Here is an 18,649-nt window from a genome sequence, read left to right on the forward strand (position 1 = left end):
GTTGAATTAAAAAACCCAATTGAATCGTTTTTAAATCTGTTTTGTGGAATTTTTATGCTTGCTTCCGTCGCTTTGTAATGTTAAAAATAGGCTTCACTGAACACACACACAAGAAAACAAGATGCATATTATTCGTTTAATTACACTAAAACTTAACCTCTTACTGCTATGGTCAGTGAGCGGGGATTAGTGTGTTTGCATCGAGTTGAACACTAAAAACCCCGCAATTGCGGGGTTTTTTTTATCTCGCGGCTGGGATTAATTGAAATTTGGGTAACATAGGAATGAGGGGCAGTTATGCAAGAGCAAGATAAAGTATGGATTTTTGATACCACCTTACGTGATGGCGAACAGGCGCTTAAAGCAAGCCTTACTGAAGATGATAAAATTCAATTAGCACATACAATTAGCCGCTTGAATGTGGATGTGATGGAAGTGGGTTTTCCGGTTTCGAGCCCTGCTGATTTTCGCTCGGTGCAACGTATTGCAACCGAAGTAAAAGGCCCGATTATTTGTGGTTTAGCACGCTCAGTTGCTAAAGACATTGAAGCCTGTGGCGAAGCACTTCGCACAGCACAACAAAGCCGTATTCATACTTTTATTGCTACAAGCCCTTTGCACCTTGAACATAAATTGCGTATGAGCTTAGACGATGCAACAGCAATGGCTGTTAAATCAATTAAATTGGCACGTAACTATACTGATGATGTTGAGTTTTCGTGTGAAGATGCCGGTCGTACGCCGCATTGGGATTTATGTAAAATTGTTGAGCAGGCAATTAATGCCGGAGCTTCAACTATTAACTTGCCAGATACCGTTGGTTTTGTAACGCCAGACGAATACGCCGCGATGATCCGCCATTTAATGAATAACGTGCCAAATATTGATAAAGCGCGTTTAAGTGTGCATTGCCACAACGATTTAGGTTTAGCCGTAGCAAACTCGGTGGCTGCAGTGCAAGCCGGCGCACGCCAAATTGAGTGTACTATTAATGGTATTGGTGAGCGTGCTGGTAACTGCTCGCTTGAAGAAGTGGCGATGATCATGAAAATGCGCCACGACCACTTAAAAGTATACACAGATATTAAAAGTGAAGAAATTTATCGCGCCTCTCGTCAAGTGGCTAAAATTTGTAATATGCCAGTACAACCAAATAAAGCGATTGTTGGCGAAAACGCCTTTGCCCACAGCTCAGGCATTCACCAAGACGGTGTGTTAAAAGCGCAAAATACTTATGAGATTATGTCGCCAGAAAGCGTGGGTGTGCCAAGCAACCAATTAAATATGACTTCGCGTTCGGGCCGTCATGTTATTGAGCATCGCTTAGAAGAGTTAGGCTATCAAAAATCTGATTACGATATGGATGGCTTATACAAAAGCTTTATTGAATTGGCTGACCAAAAAGGTACCGTATACGATTACGACCTTGAGGCGATGATTTACTTTAATCAAATTAACGACAAAGACGAAAAATACCAATTAGAATTTGTTAACTCAGCCTCTAACTCACAATCGGTAGCAAGTTCTACGATTGGAATGCGCATTGATGGCGAAGCTAAACAAGAAGCCGCGACAGGTAATGGCCCAGTTGAAGCTTCGTTTGCAGCTATTGAGCGCTTAACCGGTATGAGCGTTGAAATGATTGAATATAACTTAGAAGCGACAGGCCAAGGTGCAAGCTCATTAGGCCAAGTAAATATTATAGCTAAATACGATGGCCGACCTTACCACGGTGCGGGCATTGCAGCGGATGTGGTTGAAGCGTCGGTACGCGCCATGATCCGTGTTTATAACTTAATTTATCGTGCACAAAAAGTGTCTGATTTAAAACAACAAAGGAAAGCAGGATGAGTAAAACAAACTACAGCGTTGCGGTATTAGCTGGCGACGGTATTGGTCCAGAAGTAATGGCAGCAGCAGAGCAAGTACTTGATGCTGTGAGCAATAAGTTTGGTTTTACCCTAAACCGCGAGCATTATGCAATTGGCGGCGCAGCCATTGACGAATTTGGTAAAGCATTACCAGAGAGTACACTTACTGCGTGCGAAAACTCAGACGCTATTTTATTTGGTTCGGTAGGCGGTCCTAAATGGGAAAACTTACCACCAAACGAGCAGCCTGAGCGCGCATCGTTATTGCCGCTTCGTAAGCACTTTGGTTTGTTTTGTAATTTACGCCCTGCACAGTTATTACCTGCATTAAGTGCAGCGTCGCCACTTCGCGCTGATATTAGTGAAAAAGGTTTTGATATTTTATGTGTGCGCGAACTAACTGGCGGCATTTACTTTGGTGAAAAAGGCCGCAGTGGTGAAGGCGCAGAAGAGTTTGCATTTGATACGCAAACATATTCACGAAAAGAAATTGAACGTATTGCACGCTTTGCTTTTGAAGCTGCAAAACTACGTAGTAACCATGTTACCTCTGTTGATAAAGCCAATGTATTAGCATCAAGCGTATTATGGCGCGAAGTAGTCACCGAAGTAAGCAAAGACTACCCAGAAGTAAGCCTAGATTACATTTACGTAGATAACGCCGCTATGCAGTTAGTTAAGCAGCCTAGCCAATTTGATGTATTACTTTGTGATAACTTATTTGGCGATATTTTGTCAGATGAGTGCGCCATGATCACAGGCTCAATGGGCTTATTACCATCGGCAAGCTTGAATCAATCGGGTTTTGGATTGTACGAGCCAGCAGGCGGTTCAGCACCAGATATTGCAGGTAAAGGCGTTGCAAACCCAATAGCACAAATTTTAAGTGCCGCATTAATGCTACGTTACTCGCTAGGGCAAGACGAAGCTGCACGCACCATTGAAAAAGCAGTAGCAGAAGCCGTAGAAGCAGGCGTTGGCACACCAGATATATATCCAAATGCAGGTTACAGCACAAGCGATGTGGCAGCAGCCATCGTTTCACGCATTTAATAACATATTAAAGTTGCAGCACCGTTATGCTGCAACTCAAACAGATTAGGGAATTAGCAAGTGGCCCAAACGTTATACGACAAAATTTGGCAAGCACATACCGTTGCCAGCATAAACGAGCAAACCGACTTACTTTATATTGACCGCCATTTAGTGCATGAAGTTACTTCTCCGCAGGCTTTTGCAGGTCTACGTGAAAAAAACCGTACTGTACGTTGCCCAGGAAAAACCTTTGCAACGATGGATCATAACGTATCGACTAAAAGCCGATCACTTGATGCCGCAAGCGAAGTGTCTAAAAACCAATTAATGGCGCTTGATAAAAACTGTAAAGAGTTTGGTATTGTACTTTACGATTTAAACTCAATTAACCAAGGCATTGTGCACGTAATGGGCCCAGAGCAAGGTATTACTTTGCCAGGCACAACCATTGTATGTGGCGATAGCCATACTTCTACGCATGGTGCGTTTGGTGCATTAGCGCATGGTATTGGTACGTCTGAGGTTGAGCACGTATTAGCAACTCAAACCCTACAGCAAAAAAAGGCGAAATCGTTAAAAATTCAAATTAACGGTGTATTGCGTCCAACAGTTACGGCTAAAGATTTAATTATGGCGGTAATTGGCAAGTTAGGTACTGCTGGTGGCACAGGCTATGTAGCAGAGTTTTGTGGTGCAGGCATTGAAGCGCTTTCAATGGAAGCCCGTATGACGCTATGTAATATGAGCATAGAAATGGGTGCAAAAGCGGGTTTAATTGCATCTGACCAAATTACTTATGATTATTTAAAAGGTCGTCCGTTTGCACCTAAAGGCGCAGATTTTGATGCAGCCGTTGAATATTGGGAAACCTTAAAAACGGATGAAGGCGCACACTTTGATTTAGTTGTTGAGCTAAATGCTGACGACATTCAGCCACAAATTACCTGGGGCACAAGCCCAGAGCAAGTAATTGGTGTTGATGAGTGCATACCCGATCCAGATAAAGAGCCAGATTTAATTAAAGCCGATGCCATTCGCAGCGCACTTAAATACATGGGCTTAAAAGCGGGCGATAAATTATCAAGCGCAAAAGTAGACACGGTATTTATTGGCTCATGTACTAATAGCCGTATTGAAGACTTACGCGCAGCTGCAAAAATTGTTGAAGGCAAGCAAGTTGTAGCCGGCATAGAGGCGTTAATTGTACCGGGCTCTGGCTTAGTTAAAAAACAAGCTGAAGACGAAGGCTTAGCCGATATTTTTAAAGCCGCAGGCTTTGAATGGCGCGAACCAGGTTGTTCTATGTGTTTAGCGATGAACGATGACCGCCTAGAAGCAGGCAAGCGTTGTGCATCTACTTCTAATCGTAACTTTGAAGGTCGTCAAGGTCGTGGCGGGCGTACCCATTTAGTTAGCCCTGCAATGGCTGCAGCCGCTGCAATACATGGTCACTTTGTTGATATTAGAGGAGAAGCATAATGAGCGTATTTTTTAGTGGCTTAATGGCTCCACTTGATAAAAACAATGTAGATACTGACCAAATTATTCCTAAGCAGTTTTTAACATCAACTAGCCGCGAAGGTTTTGATGCTGCCTTGTTTTATGATTGGCGTTACCTAGATAACGGTGAGCCAAACCCTGACTTTATTTTAAATCGCCCATGCTACCAAGGCGCGCAAATATTATTAACGCGCGACAACTTTGGTTGTGGCTCATCTCGCGAGCACGCGCCATGGGCACTTAAGCAATATGGTTTTGAAGTTATTTTAGCTGAAAGCTTTGCAGATATTTTCTTTAATAACTGTGGTAACAACCAAATGTTAGCCATAGCGTTACCTGCCGACACGCTTGAGCAATTGTTTGTACTTAGCGAGCAGCACGACGATATTAACATTGAAATCGACCTTGAAAATCAAACACTAACAAGTAGTAAGTTTGCGCCAATTAGTTTTGATATTCGTAAAGACGTAAAAGAGCGCTTATTAAGTGGCTTAGATTTTATTGGTGTAACCGAAACACTAAACCCACAGATTGATGCGTTTGAAAAACAACTAGCAGCTGAGCGCCCTTGGCAGTAATTGTTTAACTTGTATATAGTAAATTCACGTATTGAAAAGCACGGCAATTGCCGTGCTTTTTTGTGGGTAAATATTAGGTTCAGTACCTAAGGCTTAATGTCTAAAGTCAGCCATTAACGCAGGTATACCAGGTAACATGCCTACAATTGCCATTACAGTAGTAAGTAACACAAACATAATAAGTGGAATCACCCAGCGGCTCATTTTAGTTAGCTCTGCGCTACGTTCTTTACAGCCAATAAGCCCTAAGTTATCAAGTAACATAGTAAGCGACCAACCAAAAGCCGGATTAACCAAGGTTGAGGCAAACACCACAATAGCGGCTGATTGCGTTGTTTTGCCTTCGCGCGTCATTTCCATGCCAGCTTCAAGTAGCGGAATAAACACACCCACAATAAGCGCAACACAAAGCACAGGCTGCCAAATGGCTAAATCCATAGGGTAACCCCATAAACCTGCAATAATACAAAATACGGCTGTTAAAATAGCGCCAGCCGGAATAGGGCGTTTAGCAATAGCAGCAGGTACAATGTAAGTTCCCCACGATGAGGTAAAGTTAGCACCACCGGCAAGTGAGCCAAATGTTTGTCTAACCGATGCGCTCAGCATGGTGTCGTCGATATTCATTTGTACTTTTTCAGTACGTTGCGGATAGCTTATTTTTTGAAATACTTGATGACCTAAAAAATCTGGTGACCACATAGCAACGGCGAGCACTGCAAATGGGAGTACAACCACAAAGCTTTCAAGCGTTGGCAGGCCAAGCATCCAACCCGTGTTTTCGCCCCACCAGTATGCAGGGTTCATATTTGGTAAACCCGGAGCAGTATGAAACTCAAACGGTGCACCTAAAGCAAAGGCAACCACGCCACCAATAAGGCAGCTTAACGGCACAGCTAACCAGCGCTTTTTAAAGTGCTCTAATAGCGCATACAATAAAATGGTGGCTAAAATAACAATAAACGCAATATGCGCCATATCAATGGCCTCAGCCCAGGCAAACAGCTTTTTAACCTGCGAAATAGTACCAATAAAGCCTAAATAAATGAGTAGCCCGCCACATACACCTTTACTGGTTAGGCGCGCGAGCATACTTCCTCCCTTGGTTATGGCCAAAATAAAACCAAAGGCACCAATGAGTAAGCCAAACGCCATAGGGTGGCCGCCAGCTGCAACTACAATAGGAATTAACGGTATAAGAGGGCCATGAGTACCAGCCAAGTTAGCTGTTGGTAAAATAAAGCCTGAGAATAAGATGATAAAAATAGAAACAATGAGTAATTCGTAGCGCACGTTTTCTAAAACAAACGCATCGCTTAAACCAAGAGGTGCTGCAAATGTTGCCGCAATAGCCCCCACCATAACGACTTTACCAATAGTGCCCGCCATTGCTGGAATGGTGTCTTCAAATTCAAATCGGTAATCTCTAAACGGTAAATTAGGACGCCAGCGCTTAGGCTGCATAATTTGTAATTCATGTTCGAGGTACTCGTCGCGAGTATTAAACTCTGAACTCGGCTTGTGAAGTTGCTCGTAGCTTTGAGCATTCTTGTGCGTGTTTGATGGTGCATCACCGGGTGGTGTGGTTTGCATGCGTTCTCCTGCAACATTGTTGCTTAATCAAATAAATACGGCTTTTGTTAAAGCAAATGAATATTGAACATGCAGGGTAAATCAGCTTTTAGGCTGGGATGTATAGGCAAAAGGTCGTGCATGGTTGTTTTTAATACAGTTAATCTGACAATCAGCTTTACGTTAAAAATTATAAAACCACAAAAAACGATTTAAAATTATTATAAATCAATGGTTTGTTTTTATTTTTAAAGAATTTGATCACTGTTTATAGCGGGAAATAGTGTTAATGGCAGGTTATTATCCTTTAGTCTTAGTGGTTGTAAAAGTCGCTTTGTTTGAAAAGCTTATTGGTAGCAGCCGTTAATTTCGTTTTATTTGTGGTGAAATAATACTTCTGTTACTTTCTGATTGTTAATAACAACAATAAAGAATAGAGATGCAACTCAACTCCCCTAAATCAATTGGTATTTTACTTGGTACGCTTTACGGCATATTTATGCGGCTGTTTGTAGAGCTAGTCAATGCTTATAATTTAGGTAGCTTAGTCTCTATATCATTTATGTTTTTAGTGCCTGTTGCTATTGGTTATATTCGTGTTCATTTTGAGTACAATGAGTCAAAAACATTAACTAAAAGGCAAATGATCACGATTGCTTGGCAGCCTATTTTTGTTTTTTTATTTGTAAGTGTAATTACTTTGCTTGAAGGGAGCATTTGCGTGGCAATGGCTTTGCCTGCTTTTATGTTTTTTGCCAGCATTGGTGGGTTACTTGCGGGCTTTGTTAGAAAACGTAAAATAAAAAAAGCGAATAGTTCTTTATTATCAATCGCGTTGTTACCTATATTGCTCTCACCTATTGAAGTTAACTTTTTACATTTATCAAAAACATACGAAGTAACAAATTCAATAGCTATTAACGCGCCCATCAATGTTGTGTGGCAGCAGTTAGCTAATGTGAGTGACATAAAACCACAGGAAGTGCCTTTTTCACTCACTCAATTAATTGGTGTACCAAAGCCATTAAAGGCAAGTATGAATGCTAGCGGTATAGGCGCTGTTCGCACAAGTACTTGGCAAAAAGGCGTTGTGTTTAAAGAAGTAATAACCGACTGGCAGCCAAACAAAAAAATGCTTTATAGATTTGACATAGACCCAGATGCTATTCCCGATGACGCACTCGATAAACACGTAAAACTTGGCGGTGAATACTTTTCTCCACTTTACGGTGGTTATCAGCTAAGTGAAGAAAAAAGCGGCAATACAATTTTAACGTTAAAAACGACCGTGCAAGACAATACAAATTTTGGTATTTATTCACGAATATGGGGAGAGATGATATTTCAAGATTTCCATCATTCACTTTTAACGTTGATGAAACACCGAGCTGAAAAGTCACTTATCGCAACTGTTTCTTATAATTAGCTTAAATCATCATATTTTTAAAAAATATCACACACTAAAAGATAAAGCCTTTGCATTTGCAAAGGCTTTTGTTTTAACTGCTAACTTTTACCAAATCATTTCTACAAATTCAGGGTGGTCGATATACGGGTTACGATTACCTTGAAATTCAAAGGCTGCTTGGTTACGGTCAAGTTCCATTTGGCTTACAGGATCGCTGTTATGCCAGTTAAGCAGCATGGCTACAACCCAGCTTTCAAACACTTGGTTGCTTGAACCATTAAGTACAGCATTACTTGAGGTCGTTTTGGTTTGCCAAGTGCCTATTACATTTTCGTAGCGCGTTGCCATGTAAAAATAAGCACGTGCAAAGTCACCTTTAAATTCGTCAATTGGCTCAAATACAGTACCTGAGTAATTTAATGAACTTGCGGCAGAACCTAATTTACTTCCGTTGGTTGATGTAAATGAAGCGCTTGCTACTTCACCAAATGGGAAATTACTACGCTTTGAGTTTACATAACCGTCGGTTGCGTAAATATGATGCACATCTGAGTTCATTGGCTCAATAGTGCCGCCAAACCAGCTTTTAGGAAATGAATGCTCACGGTTGTAACAGCCGCCTTCTCCACTATAGTTACCACATTGATCGCTCACCGCAGTATAATTGTAGCTATCTGAGCCGTTTGGTTTCTCGCTATACATATCTAAAATGCTGTTATCGTTTTCAAAGTATTTATCACGTGCAGATGAGTCGTAAAAATTCCAAATAGCCGAGTAACCCTGTGCATTATGATCTTTAATAATATTATAAAGCTCAGTTTTTAGTGCATAACCCGATAACCCTTGAGCAGTAACATAGTAGCCAGTGGGTGTTGGGTTGGTCCCGCCGCCATCACCAGAGCCACTACCTAAAGTAAATGCCGTGCTGTCTGTATTATTAAAACTTGCACCGCTAGCAAGTGTGGTAGAGCCTTGCTTAAGCGCATAGTTGCCATTACCTGTTGAACAACACATGCCATCGCCGTAGCTGTCGCTAATAACAAGTGTGTAAGTACCATCAGTTAGGCATATTTGCTCATCATACTGAGTGTTTGATGCGTAACCACTGCCGTTAGCAACAGCGCTACCTTGATTGTTATTAACGGCCCAGCTAGTTTCGCTACCGTAATTATCGGTGTTAAGCGTTAAGGTAAGGCTATTGTCGGTGCAACTTGTTGATGCGTTGCCATCTGCATTTGGTAAAAAGTTATCTACGTATACGGTTTCGCTGCCATCAAATCCACTTACATCGTAAAACCTAAGCCCAACACTAATTGTTTTATCACTGCTTGCTGTATAGCTATGGCTGATTGTTTGCCATTGGTTAGTTTGTACTTGATTTGAATAGCCTTGATAGCCATCTACATATAAGCGCGCTTTAATTTTACCTTCGGTGTGGTAAACATCAGCCGAAAAGTTATAGGTTTTACCAGCTTCTACAGCAACCTGTTGTAGTAAATCAGTGTTACTTTGCGATCCTGTTGTTACATTGACAGCAGCAGAGCTACTACCGCTTTTAACTGTACTAGTTGAGCGCGTTAAACTGATTCCGCTATCAATAGTGCTCCAAGAGCTAGGTGTATTACCTGACCATTGTTCAAATCCGCCATTAGCTACATTGGCCATTACAGGTAATGAGCCAAGTAACAAAGCGGTACTAAGTAGATTATTTTTATATTTCCCGTGTAACATAGTTGTTCCTATTTTTATTTTGAATGAAGAATATACCCTACATTAGTTAGGTTACAAAATTGTTAATTTAAAGTGCAGTAAAAAGCAATAATAAGTCTTTAATCTGTTTTTGAAGGTATTTTTATAAATTAATAACTAAATGGAATATCAAAGCAGATTCTATTCTTTTTTTATCTATGCTGAGCCCGTTATCCTACTAACTTAGAAAACCTCAACAGATACGCTCTGGATGAGGTAAAACTCATTTTTAACAATACACAAAGTGTGTTGTGTTTAATTTTCAGGGTTATGGGGAATCGATTCATGTTGTTAGGTCAACTAAATGCTGCGGCAAGCCCGCTATCGCAAGATCAAGTACAAAAGCTGCAAGGTTTAGTGGCTGAACTTAATCCAATTCAACAAGCGTGGGTGAGTGGTTACTTAGCTGCAAATGCTAATTCGGCTGCGTTAGGTGCTCCTACGGCAGGCGTACCAGCTGCGGGTGATGCAGCAGCGCTAACTATTTTATATGGTTCGCAAACAGGTAACGCAAAAGGTGTAGCTACCAAAATGAAAGAGCAGGCTGAGTCGCGAGGCTTAGCAGTTAAGCTTGTTAGCATGTCAGATTACAAACCAACAGCCCTGAAAAAAGAAAAGTTTTTAACTATCGTTGTATCTACTTACGGCGAAGGTGAGCCACCAGAAGACGCAGAAACACTCCACGAATTTTTAGCCACTAAAAAAGCGCCAAAACTAGACGATGTAAAAATAGCGGTTATTGGCTTAGGTGATTCTAGCTATGAGTTTTTCTGCCAAACAGCAAAAGATTTTGAAGAGCGTTTAAATAAACTCGGCGCGCAAACCATATATCAACGTGCTGATTTAGATGTAGATTACGAAGATGAAGCTGCAACATGGATTGCCGGTGCAGTTGATGCATTTGAACCTGATTTAAAAGCGCAGCAAGAAGCCGCTGGTGGTCAAGTTGTATCAATGCCATTTGGCGCACCAACCTCTGCAGCAAGCCAATACACAAAACAAAATCCATTTGAAGCAGAGCTATTAACTGTTCAAAAAATTACCGGTCGCGACTCGACTAAAGATGTACGCCACGTTGAAATTTCGCTTGAAGGTTCTGACATTACTTACACGCCAGGTGATTCATTAGGTGTGTACTTTTTAAATGACGATGTATTAGTTGATGAAGTACTTACACTTACTCAAATAGATGCAACAAGCATTGTAAAAGTAGGTGATGAAGAGCTAAGCGTTCGCGATGCACTTATTGAAAAACTAGAGCTGACTCAGTCGTACCCAGGTTTTGTAGAAAAATACGCAACAGCAACAGGTACGCCTGAATTATTAAAGCTTGTAGAAGATAAAGCTGCAATGCGTGCGTATATTGAACCTCGCCAAATATTTGATGTGATTCGCCAAAATCCAGCAAAAATTGATGCGCAAACATTAGTAGATTGCCTACGTAAACTACAAGCTCGTTTGTACTCAATTGCATCTAGCCAAGCTGAGGTTGAAGACGAAGTACACTTAACACTAGGTCTAGTGCAGTTTGATGCATTTGATAGCGAGCATTTAGGTGGCTGTACTGGTTACTTAACTCGTCGTGCAGAAGAAGGTTGTAAAGTTAAAATATTTAGCGAACACAACGACAATTTCCGCCTACCAACTAACGATGATACACCGGTGATTATGGTTGGTCCTGGTACGGGTATTGCGCCGTTCCGTGCATTTTTACAAGAGCGTGATTCACGTCAAGCACAAGGCAAAAACTGGTTGTTCTTTGGTAACCCACATTTCACTCAAGACTTTTTATACCAAGTAGAAATACAGGGTTATTTAAAATCGGGTTTACTTAACAAAGTAGATGTTGCATTTAGCCGTGACCAAGCAGAAAAAGTATACGTACAAGACAAATTACGCAGTAACAGTAAAGACGTGTTTGAGTGGTTAGAAGCCGGCGCTCACTTTTATATTTGTGGCGATGCAAATCGCATGGCAAAAGATGTACACAACGCCTTGCTTGATATTGTTAAAGAAAACACAGGCAAGAGCAATGAAGACGCAGAGCAATATTTAAAAGATTTGCGTAGCGCAAACCGCTATCAGAAAGACGTGTATTAATCACGTTTCTTATTTTATTAACAGCTAGCAGCCGTCACTGTAACAAATTTAGGATTTAAAATGAGCGAACAAGATAAAAACGTAAAACTTTCTGATAACGAACGTTTGAAAAGAGAAAGCAACTTTTTACGTGGCACCATAGAGCAAGATTTAAAAGACGAAATTACCGGTGGTTTTACTGCCGATAACTTTCAGTTAATACGTTTTCATGGCATGTACCAACAAGATGACCGCGATATACGTGGTGAGCGCGCTAAGCAAAAGCTAGAGCCGCTACATAATGTAATGTTACGTGCACGTATGCCTGGCGGTATTATTAAGCCAGAGCAGTGGTTAGCAATCGACAAGTTTGCAGATGACAAAACAAGCTACGGCAGCATTCGTTTAACAACGCGTCAAACGTTTCAGTTTCATGGTGTATTAAAGCCTAATATTAAAGGCATGCACCAAATGCTTGATAGCGTAGGTATTGACTCTATTGCAACCGCTGGTGACGTTAACCGTAACGTGCTTTGTACTACTAACCCTGTTGAGTCTGAGTTACACCAAGAAGCTTACGACTGGGCTGCAAAAATTTCTGAACATTTATTACCAAAAACGAAAGCGTATGCTGAAATTTGGCTAAATGGCGAAAAAGCAGAAACCACAGAAGAGCCAATTTTAGGATCTAACTACTTACCGCGTAAGTTTAAAACAACGGTGACTATTCCACCTAACAACGAAGTTGATGTGCACGCTAACGATTTAAACTTTGTGGCAATTGCTGATAACGGCAAGCTAGTTGGTTTTAACGTATTAGTGGGCGGTGGCCTTGCCATGACGCATGGCGATACAGCAACTTATCCGCGCAAAGCCGATGACTTTGGCTTTATTACGCTAGAAGATACCTTAAAAATTGCAGAGCATGTTGTATCTGTGCAGCGCGATTGGGGTAATCGTTCAAACCGTAAAAATGCAAAAACTAAATACACATTAGACCGTGTTGGCGTTGATGTATTTAAAGCAGAAGTAGAAAAACGCTCAGGCGTTACATTTGCACCAAGCCGCCCATTTGAGTTTACTCATCGTGGCGATCGTATTGGTTGGGTTGAAGGCATTGATGGTAAGCACCACTTAACGCTATTTATTCAAAGTGGTCGTATTTTAGACTACCCAGGCAAGCCGCTTAAAACAGGTTGTCGTAAAATCGCAGAAGTTCACCAAGGTGACATGCGTATGACGGCAAACCAAAACCTAATTATTGCTGGCGTACCTGCAGATCAAAAAGCCGTGATTGAAGAGATTGCACGTAGCCATGGCCTGATTGACGACAAAGATTCGCAGCAGCGTAAAAACTCTATGGCGTGTGTTTCACTGCCAACGTGCCCACTTGCAATGGCCGAAGCAGAGCGTTACTTACCAAGCCTAGTAGAAAAAACTGAAGCATTACTTGCTAAGCACGGTATACCAGATGACAGCATTATTATGCGCGTTGTAGGTTGCCCTAACGGTTGTGGCCGCGCAATGCTTGCAGAAGCTGGTTTAGTGGGTAAAGGGCCAGGTAAGTACAACGTTTACCTAGGTGGTAATTTAGAAGGTACACGTATTCCTAAATTGTACCTTGAGAACGTAGGCGAAGACGTTTACCTAGAAGCATTCGATAAGCTCATTGGGCAATGGGCAAAAGAGCGCAATGACGGTGAGTGTTTTGGTGACTTTGTTATACGCAAAGGCATAGTTGCTGAAGTAAAAGTATCAGTAACCGATTTTCACGCTTAATTAAATACCAGCGCCAAAGCGCTGGTGAGGTTTGGAATTTACCATGAGTGAATTTAAAAACATTTTACAGCTAGATAAACAAAGCCAGGCGGCTATGTTAACTGATGCTAATGGTTTGCTAGCGAATATGAGCGCAGAACAGCGTGTTGCATGGGCGCTTGATAACTTGCCTAATACGGCTTTTTTATCATCTAGCTTTGGTATTCAAGCGGCAGTAATGCTGCATTTAATGACCTCACAACGTCCAGATATTCCCGTTGTATTAACAGATACAGGCTATTTATTTCCTGAAACGTATCAGTTTATTGAGCAAATGAGTGAGCGTTTATCACTTAACTTAAAGGTGTATAGAGCGCAGCTAAGCCCAGCATGGCAAGAAGCTAAGTTTGGCAAGTTGTGGGAGCAAGGTGAGGACGGTATTAAGCAATATAACCAGCTTAATAAAGTTGAGCCGATGACCCGCGCACTTAAAGAGATAGAAGCGGGCACGTGGTTTAGTGGTTTGCGTCGCGATCAATCATCTACACGTGCTGATAAACAGTTTGTAGAAATAAGCCGTGGTACCGTTAAAGTGTACCCGATTATTGAATGGTCTAACCGCGACGTGTATCAGTACCTGACTAAGCATGATTTACCTTACCACCCATTATGGGAACAAGGTTATGTGTCGATGGGTGACGTACATACAACACGTAAGTTAGAACCAGGAATGACAGAGGAAGAAACTCGCTTTTTTGGTTTAAATCGAGAGTGTGGACTACACATGGATGGTGACGGTATTTAACGTCACTACGGTGTAGTTAAATCGCAAATAAAAACGCAGCTTCGGCTGCGTTTTTATTTTCTTTTATTCGGGTACAAAAAATTGCCTAATTAAGTATTTTTTATTAGACTCAAGACATTAAAGGATTAATTAAAGCAGGAACGCTATGAAATACTTTACCTACTTAGCTATATCAATCATGGCTATTGCAGTCATCTCTTTGTTTTATTTAAAAAAGCCCGATGGTCAAACATGGCTTTCTGCATCATCAATTAGCAGTGAATCTGGGCAAATTAAAGAAAAAATGGTCGCGCTATCTAGCAATACTTTGGACCAAGCAGTGCTGGGTGTTAAGCAAGCTGGCGATAAAATTGCGAGCAGTATTTCTGATGAACCAATTGCTGCAAATGCTACCTCAAGTGGTAAAATTTATAAGTGGCAAGACGAAACAGGCCAATGGCACTTTTCTGATACACCTAACCCACATGCAAAAAGTATTGAAGTAAAACTCGATCCTAAAGATATTACTGTTATTGCTGCAGAAGACACGTCTATTTTAAATACCTCTTCAACTCCAAACACAATGTCGGCTGCACCAGAGGGGATCAGTATTTTGAACCCAGATTCGGTTAAAAAGCTATTTAATGACGCCGAAAATGTAAAAGACAAACTAGAAAAACGTAATAAAGAAATTAATAATTTAAGTGCACTTTAATTATTTAGAGTGAGTGCTTTTATTGTTTTTTAAATAACGTTTTTCGGCTTCCATCAATAATACTGTTAAATATATTTTAGTGGGAAGCGACAGTAGCACGCCTACAGCAATGCATGCCGCCGCTATAATTATTCCTTTAATACCATGCTCGACAGTAAAGTAGTTCGATACAATTAACGTATGGCCAGTCACGATAAGGCACAACCCAAGCACTATTGATGTTTTAAGCAGTCTAATTATCATTGTTTGCGACATAGTTACCTCACTAAGAGTAGCCCTAGGGCCTGTTTATCTTTCGAGGTTAAATTTGCAGCAGTGTGTTTGGTATTTAGGCAAGGCAGAGCCTATGTAGTGTGGTTATTCCCCATGAATAGGCGTTAACGTGGAATAAATGCCAAACATGCGCTGCCCGAAGGGTTCTGCCTAGGGGCTATTTACTCTTTGTTGCCTACATGGATGTAGGTAAGGGGCGTGAGCAGGACGCGGAAGCTTTGCTCGGTTTTTACTTAGCCCACTAGGTTACAAACCTCACGCCGCGATTAAATAGCCCTAGGCTGAACAAATTTTAATCCTGAAAGGTCAACAGGCCCTAGTGTAGGCACGCTTTAAATGCTTAGCATTGATTTAAGACAACAAACAGCACATATAAAAAAGCCCAGCTTATTACTAAGCTGGGCTTTTAGATGTATTAACTACTGTCTTTGTTAGTCGAGCATATTACGCAGTACATATTGTAAAATGCCGCCGTGTTTGTAGTAATCCCACTCTTTAGGGGTGTCAATACGTACGTCTGCACTCAAGGTTACTTTTTTACCTTCGGCATTTGTAGCAATAACGGTAACTTCATCGGTTTTATCGTACAGGCCATCAATATCAAATTGTTCTTGCCCTGTTAACCCGTGTGACTCGTAGCTTTCACCTTCTTTAAATTGCAGCGGTAATACACCCATACCAATTAAGTTAGAGCGATGAATACGTTCGTAGCTTTGTGCTACAACGGCTTTAACGCCTAATAGAAGTGAGCCTTTAGCAGCCCAGTCACGAGATGAACCCGTGCCATATTCTTTGCCCGCTAAAATAATGAGTGGAGTATTATTTTTTTGATACTCCATTGCTGCATCATAAATGCTCTCTAGCGTATCGCCAGGCTGAGTACGTGTTACTCCGCCTTCAGTACCAGGAGCTAGTAAGTTTTTAAGACGCACATTAGCGAACGTTCCACGCATCATTACTTCGTGATTACCACGGCGTGAGCCGTACGAGTTAAATTGCGCTTTATCTACACCTTTCTCTTGCAAGTATAAACCTGCTGGCGCTTCTGCTTTAATAGCACCCGCTGGAGAAATATGGTCAGTGGTTACTGAATCTCCAAGTTTAGCTAAACAACGTGCACCTTCAATAGAAGGAATGCCCGGTGGTTCTACTTTCATACCATCAAAAAAGGGTGCTTTTTTAATGTAGGTAGATGCATCATCCCAATCGTAAAGTTTGCCATCCGGTATTTTAATTTGCTGCCAACGGCTATCGCCTTCGTAAACGTTAGCGTAGCTTTTTTCAAACATTTCTTTAGTTACGGTTTCTTTAACTAAGTCACTTACTTCTTTAACGCTTGGCCAAATGTTTTTAAGGTAAATATCGTTACCGTTAGCATCTTGAGCAAGGGGTTCGTTGTATACGTCAATATCGGTTCTACCTGCAATGGCATAAGCTACAACAAGCGGAGGAGAGGCTAAAAAGTTCATTTTAACATCTTGGTGAATACGCCCTTCAAAGTTACGGTTACCCGATAAAATAGAGCTCACTACTAATTTATGTTTTTGAATCGCGTCTGATATTTCACTTGCAAGTGGCCCTGAATTACCAATACACGTAGTACAGCCGTAGCCAACTAAGTTAAAGCCTAGGCTTTCTAGGTCATCCATCAGGCCTGCTTTTTCTAGGTAGTCGGTAACTACTTTTGAGCCTGGAGCAAGTGATGTTTTAACCCAAGGTTTTACATTAATGCCTAACTGTTTCGCTTTTTTAGCAACCAAACCAGCAGCTAAAATAACACTTGGATTAGAGGTGTTGGTACAGCTGGTAATTGCGGCAATAACACAAGCGCCATCGTTTAGCTCAAACTCTTGGCCTTTAAATTTAACCTTAGCGGCACCCATAAACTGCGCTTCGTTAACTGGCTCATCTGGATTTGTTGTCGGCCCTTCACTCTCAATACGAGCTTGTTCTTCATCGCTTTTATCACGACGAGCCATACGTTCGTCTTGGAAGCCTTTTAAATGATCGCCAATAACTTTGCCAGCTTCGTTTAAGGCAATTCTATCTTGTGGGCGTTTAGGGCCTGCAAGGCTTGGTACAACGTCATCTAATTTAAGCTCAAGTGTATCGGTATAATTAGCTTCGTCGCCATCGTTACGCCATAAGCCTTGATGCTTAGCGTAATCTTCAATTACTTTTAAGTGTTTTTCGTCGCGGTTTGTTAAGCGAAGGTAGTTAATGGTCTCATCATCAATTGGGAAAATACCACACGTAGCGCCGTATTCTGGTGCCATATTGGCTATGGTTGCTCTATCGGCAAGTGGTAGGTCGGCAAGGCCGTCACCATAAAATTCTACAAATTTACCCACTACGCCATGATTACGCAGTATTTCGGTTACTGTTAACACTAAATCGGTTGCGGTAGTACCTTCAGGTAAACGTCCGCTTAGCTTCATACCTACTACTTGTGGAATGAGTAAGCTAATTGGCTGACCAAGCATGGCTGCTTCAGCTTCAATGCCGCCTACACCCCAACCAAGCACACCTAAGCCATTAATCATGGTGGTGTGAGAGTCAGTCCCTACAAGCGTATCTGGGTAAGCAAATTTTTTGCCGTCGCGCTCTTCATTAAAAACAACGCGCGCTAAGTATTCTAGGTTTACTTGGTGAACAATGCCGGTTGCTGGTGGCACTACTTTTAAATTATCAAAAGCGGTTTGTCCCCAACGTAAAAATTCATAACGTTCTTTATTTCGGTCGTACTCAAGTTTTGCATTTAAATCAAATGCACCATCATTTCCGTAGCCATCTACTTGTACCGAATGGTCAATCACAAGTTCAGCAGGCGATAACGGGTTTATTTTTGCAGGATCCCCACCTAGCTTTTCCATTGCATCACGCATCGCGGCTAAATCTACAATAGCGGGTACGCCGGTAAAATCTTGCATAACAACACGGGCGGGAGTAAAGGCAACTTCAGATGCAGGCTTTGCTTGAGGATCCCAATTAAGGAGGGCTTGAATGTCTTGTTCTTTTATATTTACGCCATCTTCGTTACGAAGAAGATTTTCAAGTAGTACTTTTAAGGAAAAGGGCAGTCGTTTCGCTTTGTCGCCAAGTCCTTTTAGAGAATGAATATGATATTGCTCACCATTTATTGTGAGCTGATGTTGGGTATCGAAACTATTATTCATTATTTGCCCCTTTATGAATTATAAAAATGTTTTGAAGAGTGACCTCTGTAGTGTTCGAGTTGCAAAGTACATACCAGTGTAAAAAATCGCGTTTAGAGAACGAATTTTATACAGTTATTATAGTAGAGATGATGCTGAAAAATTTAATTTC

General features: G+C 41.4%; 13 protein-coding genes. 9 read left to right on the forward strand and 4 right to left on the reverse strand.

What is annotated here, in order from left to right; translation table 11 throughout:
- Positions 1 to 297 precede the first annotated feature (297 nt).
- From leuA to leuD, 4 genes are read left to right on the forward strand one after another with little or no spacing between them, the layout of a single operon-like run.
- Positions 298 to 1,851, forward strand: a complete 1,554-nt coding sequence (gene leuA, locus I6E69_RS11815) for a 2-isopropylmalate synthase (protein ID WP_008171909.1) — start codon at positions 298 to 300, stop codon at positions 1,849 to 1,851.
- Positions 1,848 to 2,924: a 3-isopropylmalate dehydrogenase gene (leuB, locus tag I6E69_RS11820; RefSeq protein ID WP_007582207.1), complete on the forward strand. Its 1,077-nt coding sequence runs from the start codon at positions 1,848 to 1,850 to the stop codon at positions 2,922 to 2,924. The genes leuA and leuB overlap by 4 nt, the downstream gene beginning before the upstream one ends.
- A gap of 60 nt (positions 2,925 to 2,984) precedes the next feature.
- On the forward strand, positions 2,985 to 4,385 hold the full coding sequence (leuC, locus tag I6E69_RS11825; RefSeq protein WP_197121310.1) for a 3-isopropylmalate dehydratase large subunit: 1,401 nt from the start codon (positions 2,985 to 2,987) through the stop codon (positions 4,383 to 4,385).
- On the forward strand, positions 4,385 to 4,984 hold the full coding sequence (leuD, locus tag I6E69_RS11830; protein WP_002961095.1) for a 3-isopropylmalate dehydratase small subunit: 600 nt from the start codon (positions 4,385 to 4,387) through the stop codon (positions 4,982 to 4,984). The genes leuC and leuD overlap by 1 nt, the downstream gene beginning before the upstream one ends.
- 93 nt (positions 4,985 to 5,077) lie before the next feature.
- Here the strand turns inward: leuD and I6E69_RS11835 are convergent, their stop codons facing one another.
- Complete coding sequence (locus I6E69_RS11835) at positions 5,078 to 6,577, reverse strand: DUF3360 family protein (protein ID WP_039488646.1); 1,500 nt, start codon at positions 6,575 to 6,577, stop codon at positions 5,078 to 5,080.
- Positions 6,578 to 6,995: 418 nt separating this feature from the next.
- On the opposite strand from I6E69_RS11835, the gene I6E69_RS11840 reads away from it, so the two are divergent.
- Positions 6,996 to 7,982 (forward strand): hypothetical protein, encoded by a 987-nt coding sequence (locus I6E69_RS11840; RefSeq protein WP_197121311.1) that lies wholly within the window; start codon positions 6,996 to 6,998, stop codon positions 7,980 to 7,982.
- A gap of 87 nt (positions 7,983 to 8,069) precedes the next feature.
- Here I6E69_RS11840 and I6E69_RS11845 read toward each other — a convergent pair whose 3' ends face one another.
- Positions 8,070 to 9,695, reverse strand: coding sequence for an endonuclease (locus tag I6E69_RS11845; RefSeq protein ID WP_197121312.1), 1,626 nt, complete (start codon positions 9,693 to 9,695; stop codon positions 8,070 to 8,072).
- Between the two features lie 303 nt (positions 9,696 to 9,998).
- On the opposite strand from I6E69_RS11845, the gene I6E69_RS11850 reads away from it, so the two are divergent.
- The 4 genes from I6E69_RS11850 to I6E69_RS11865 all read left to right on the forward strand — a co-directional run bounded on the left by I6E69_RS11850 (position 9,999) and on the right by I6E69_RS11865 (position 15,049).
- Entirely contained in the window at positions 9,999 to 11,813 is a 1,815-nt protein-coding gene (locus I6E69_RS11850; protein WP_197121313.1) for an assimilatory sulfite reductase (NADPH) flavoprotein subunit, read from the forward strand.
- Positions 11,814 to 11,873: 60 nt separating this feature from the next.
- Positions 11,874 to 13,571 carry an assimilatory sulfite reductase (NADPH) hemoprotein subunit gene (gene cysI / locus I6E69_RS11855; protein ID WP_197121314.1) on the forward strand — a complete coding sequence of 566 codons (1,698 nt, stop codon included), beginning with the start codon at positions 11,874 to 11,876 and terminating at the stop codon, positions 13,569 to 13,571.
- A gap of 43 nt (positions 13,572 to 13,614) precedes the next feature.
- On the forward strand, positions 13,615 to 14,355 hold the full coding sequence (locus tag I6E69_RS11860) for a phosphoadenylyl-sulfate reductase (RefSeq protein WP_197121315.1): 741 nt from the start codon (positions 13,615 to 13,617) through the stop codon (positions 14,353 to 14,355).
- Positions 14,356 to 14,500: 145 nt separating this feature from the next.
- The gene (locus I6E69_RS11865) at positions 14,501 to 15,049 is read left to right on the forward strand and encodes a DUF4124 domain-containing protein (protein WP_197121316.1); all 549 of its coding nucleotides are present in this window, start codon (positions 14,501 to 14,503) and stop codon (positions 15,047 to 15,049) included.
- Here the strand turns inward: I6E69_RS11865 and I6E69_RS11870 are convergent, their stop codons facing one another.
- Both I6E69_RS11870 and acnA read right to left on the reverse strand, forming a co-directional pair.
- Positions 15,050 to 15,304, reverse strand: coding sequence for a hypothetical protein (locus I6E69_RS11870; RefSeq protein WP_197121317.1), 255 nt, complete (start codon positions 15,302 to 15,304; stop codon positions 15,050 to 15,052).
- Positions 15,305 to 15,753: 449 nt separating this feature from the next.
- Complete coding sequence (acnA, locus tag I6E69_RS11875; protein WP_197121318.1) at positions 15,754 to 18,498, reverse strand: aconitate hydratase AcnA; 2,745 nt, start codon at positions 18,496 to 18,498, stop codon at positions 15,754 to 15,756.
- Positions 18,499 to 18,649: the final 151 nt, after the last annotated feature.

This window comes from Pseudoalteromonas sp. NZS100, assembly GCF_015864815.1.
Classification (GTDB): domain Bacteria; phylum Pseudomonadota; class Gammaproteobacteria; order Enterobacterales; family Alteromonadaceae; genus Pseudoalteromonas; species Pseudoalteromonas distincta.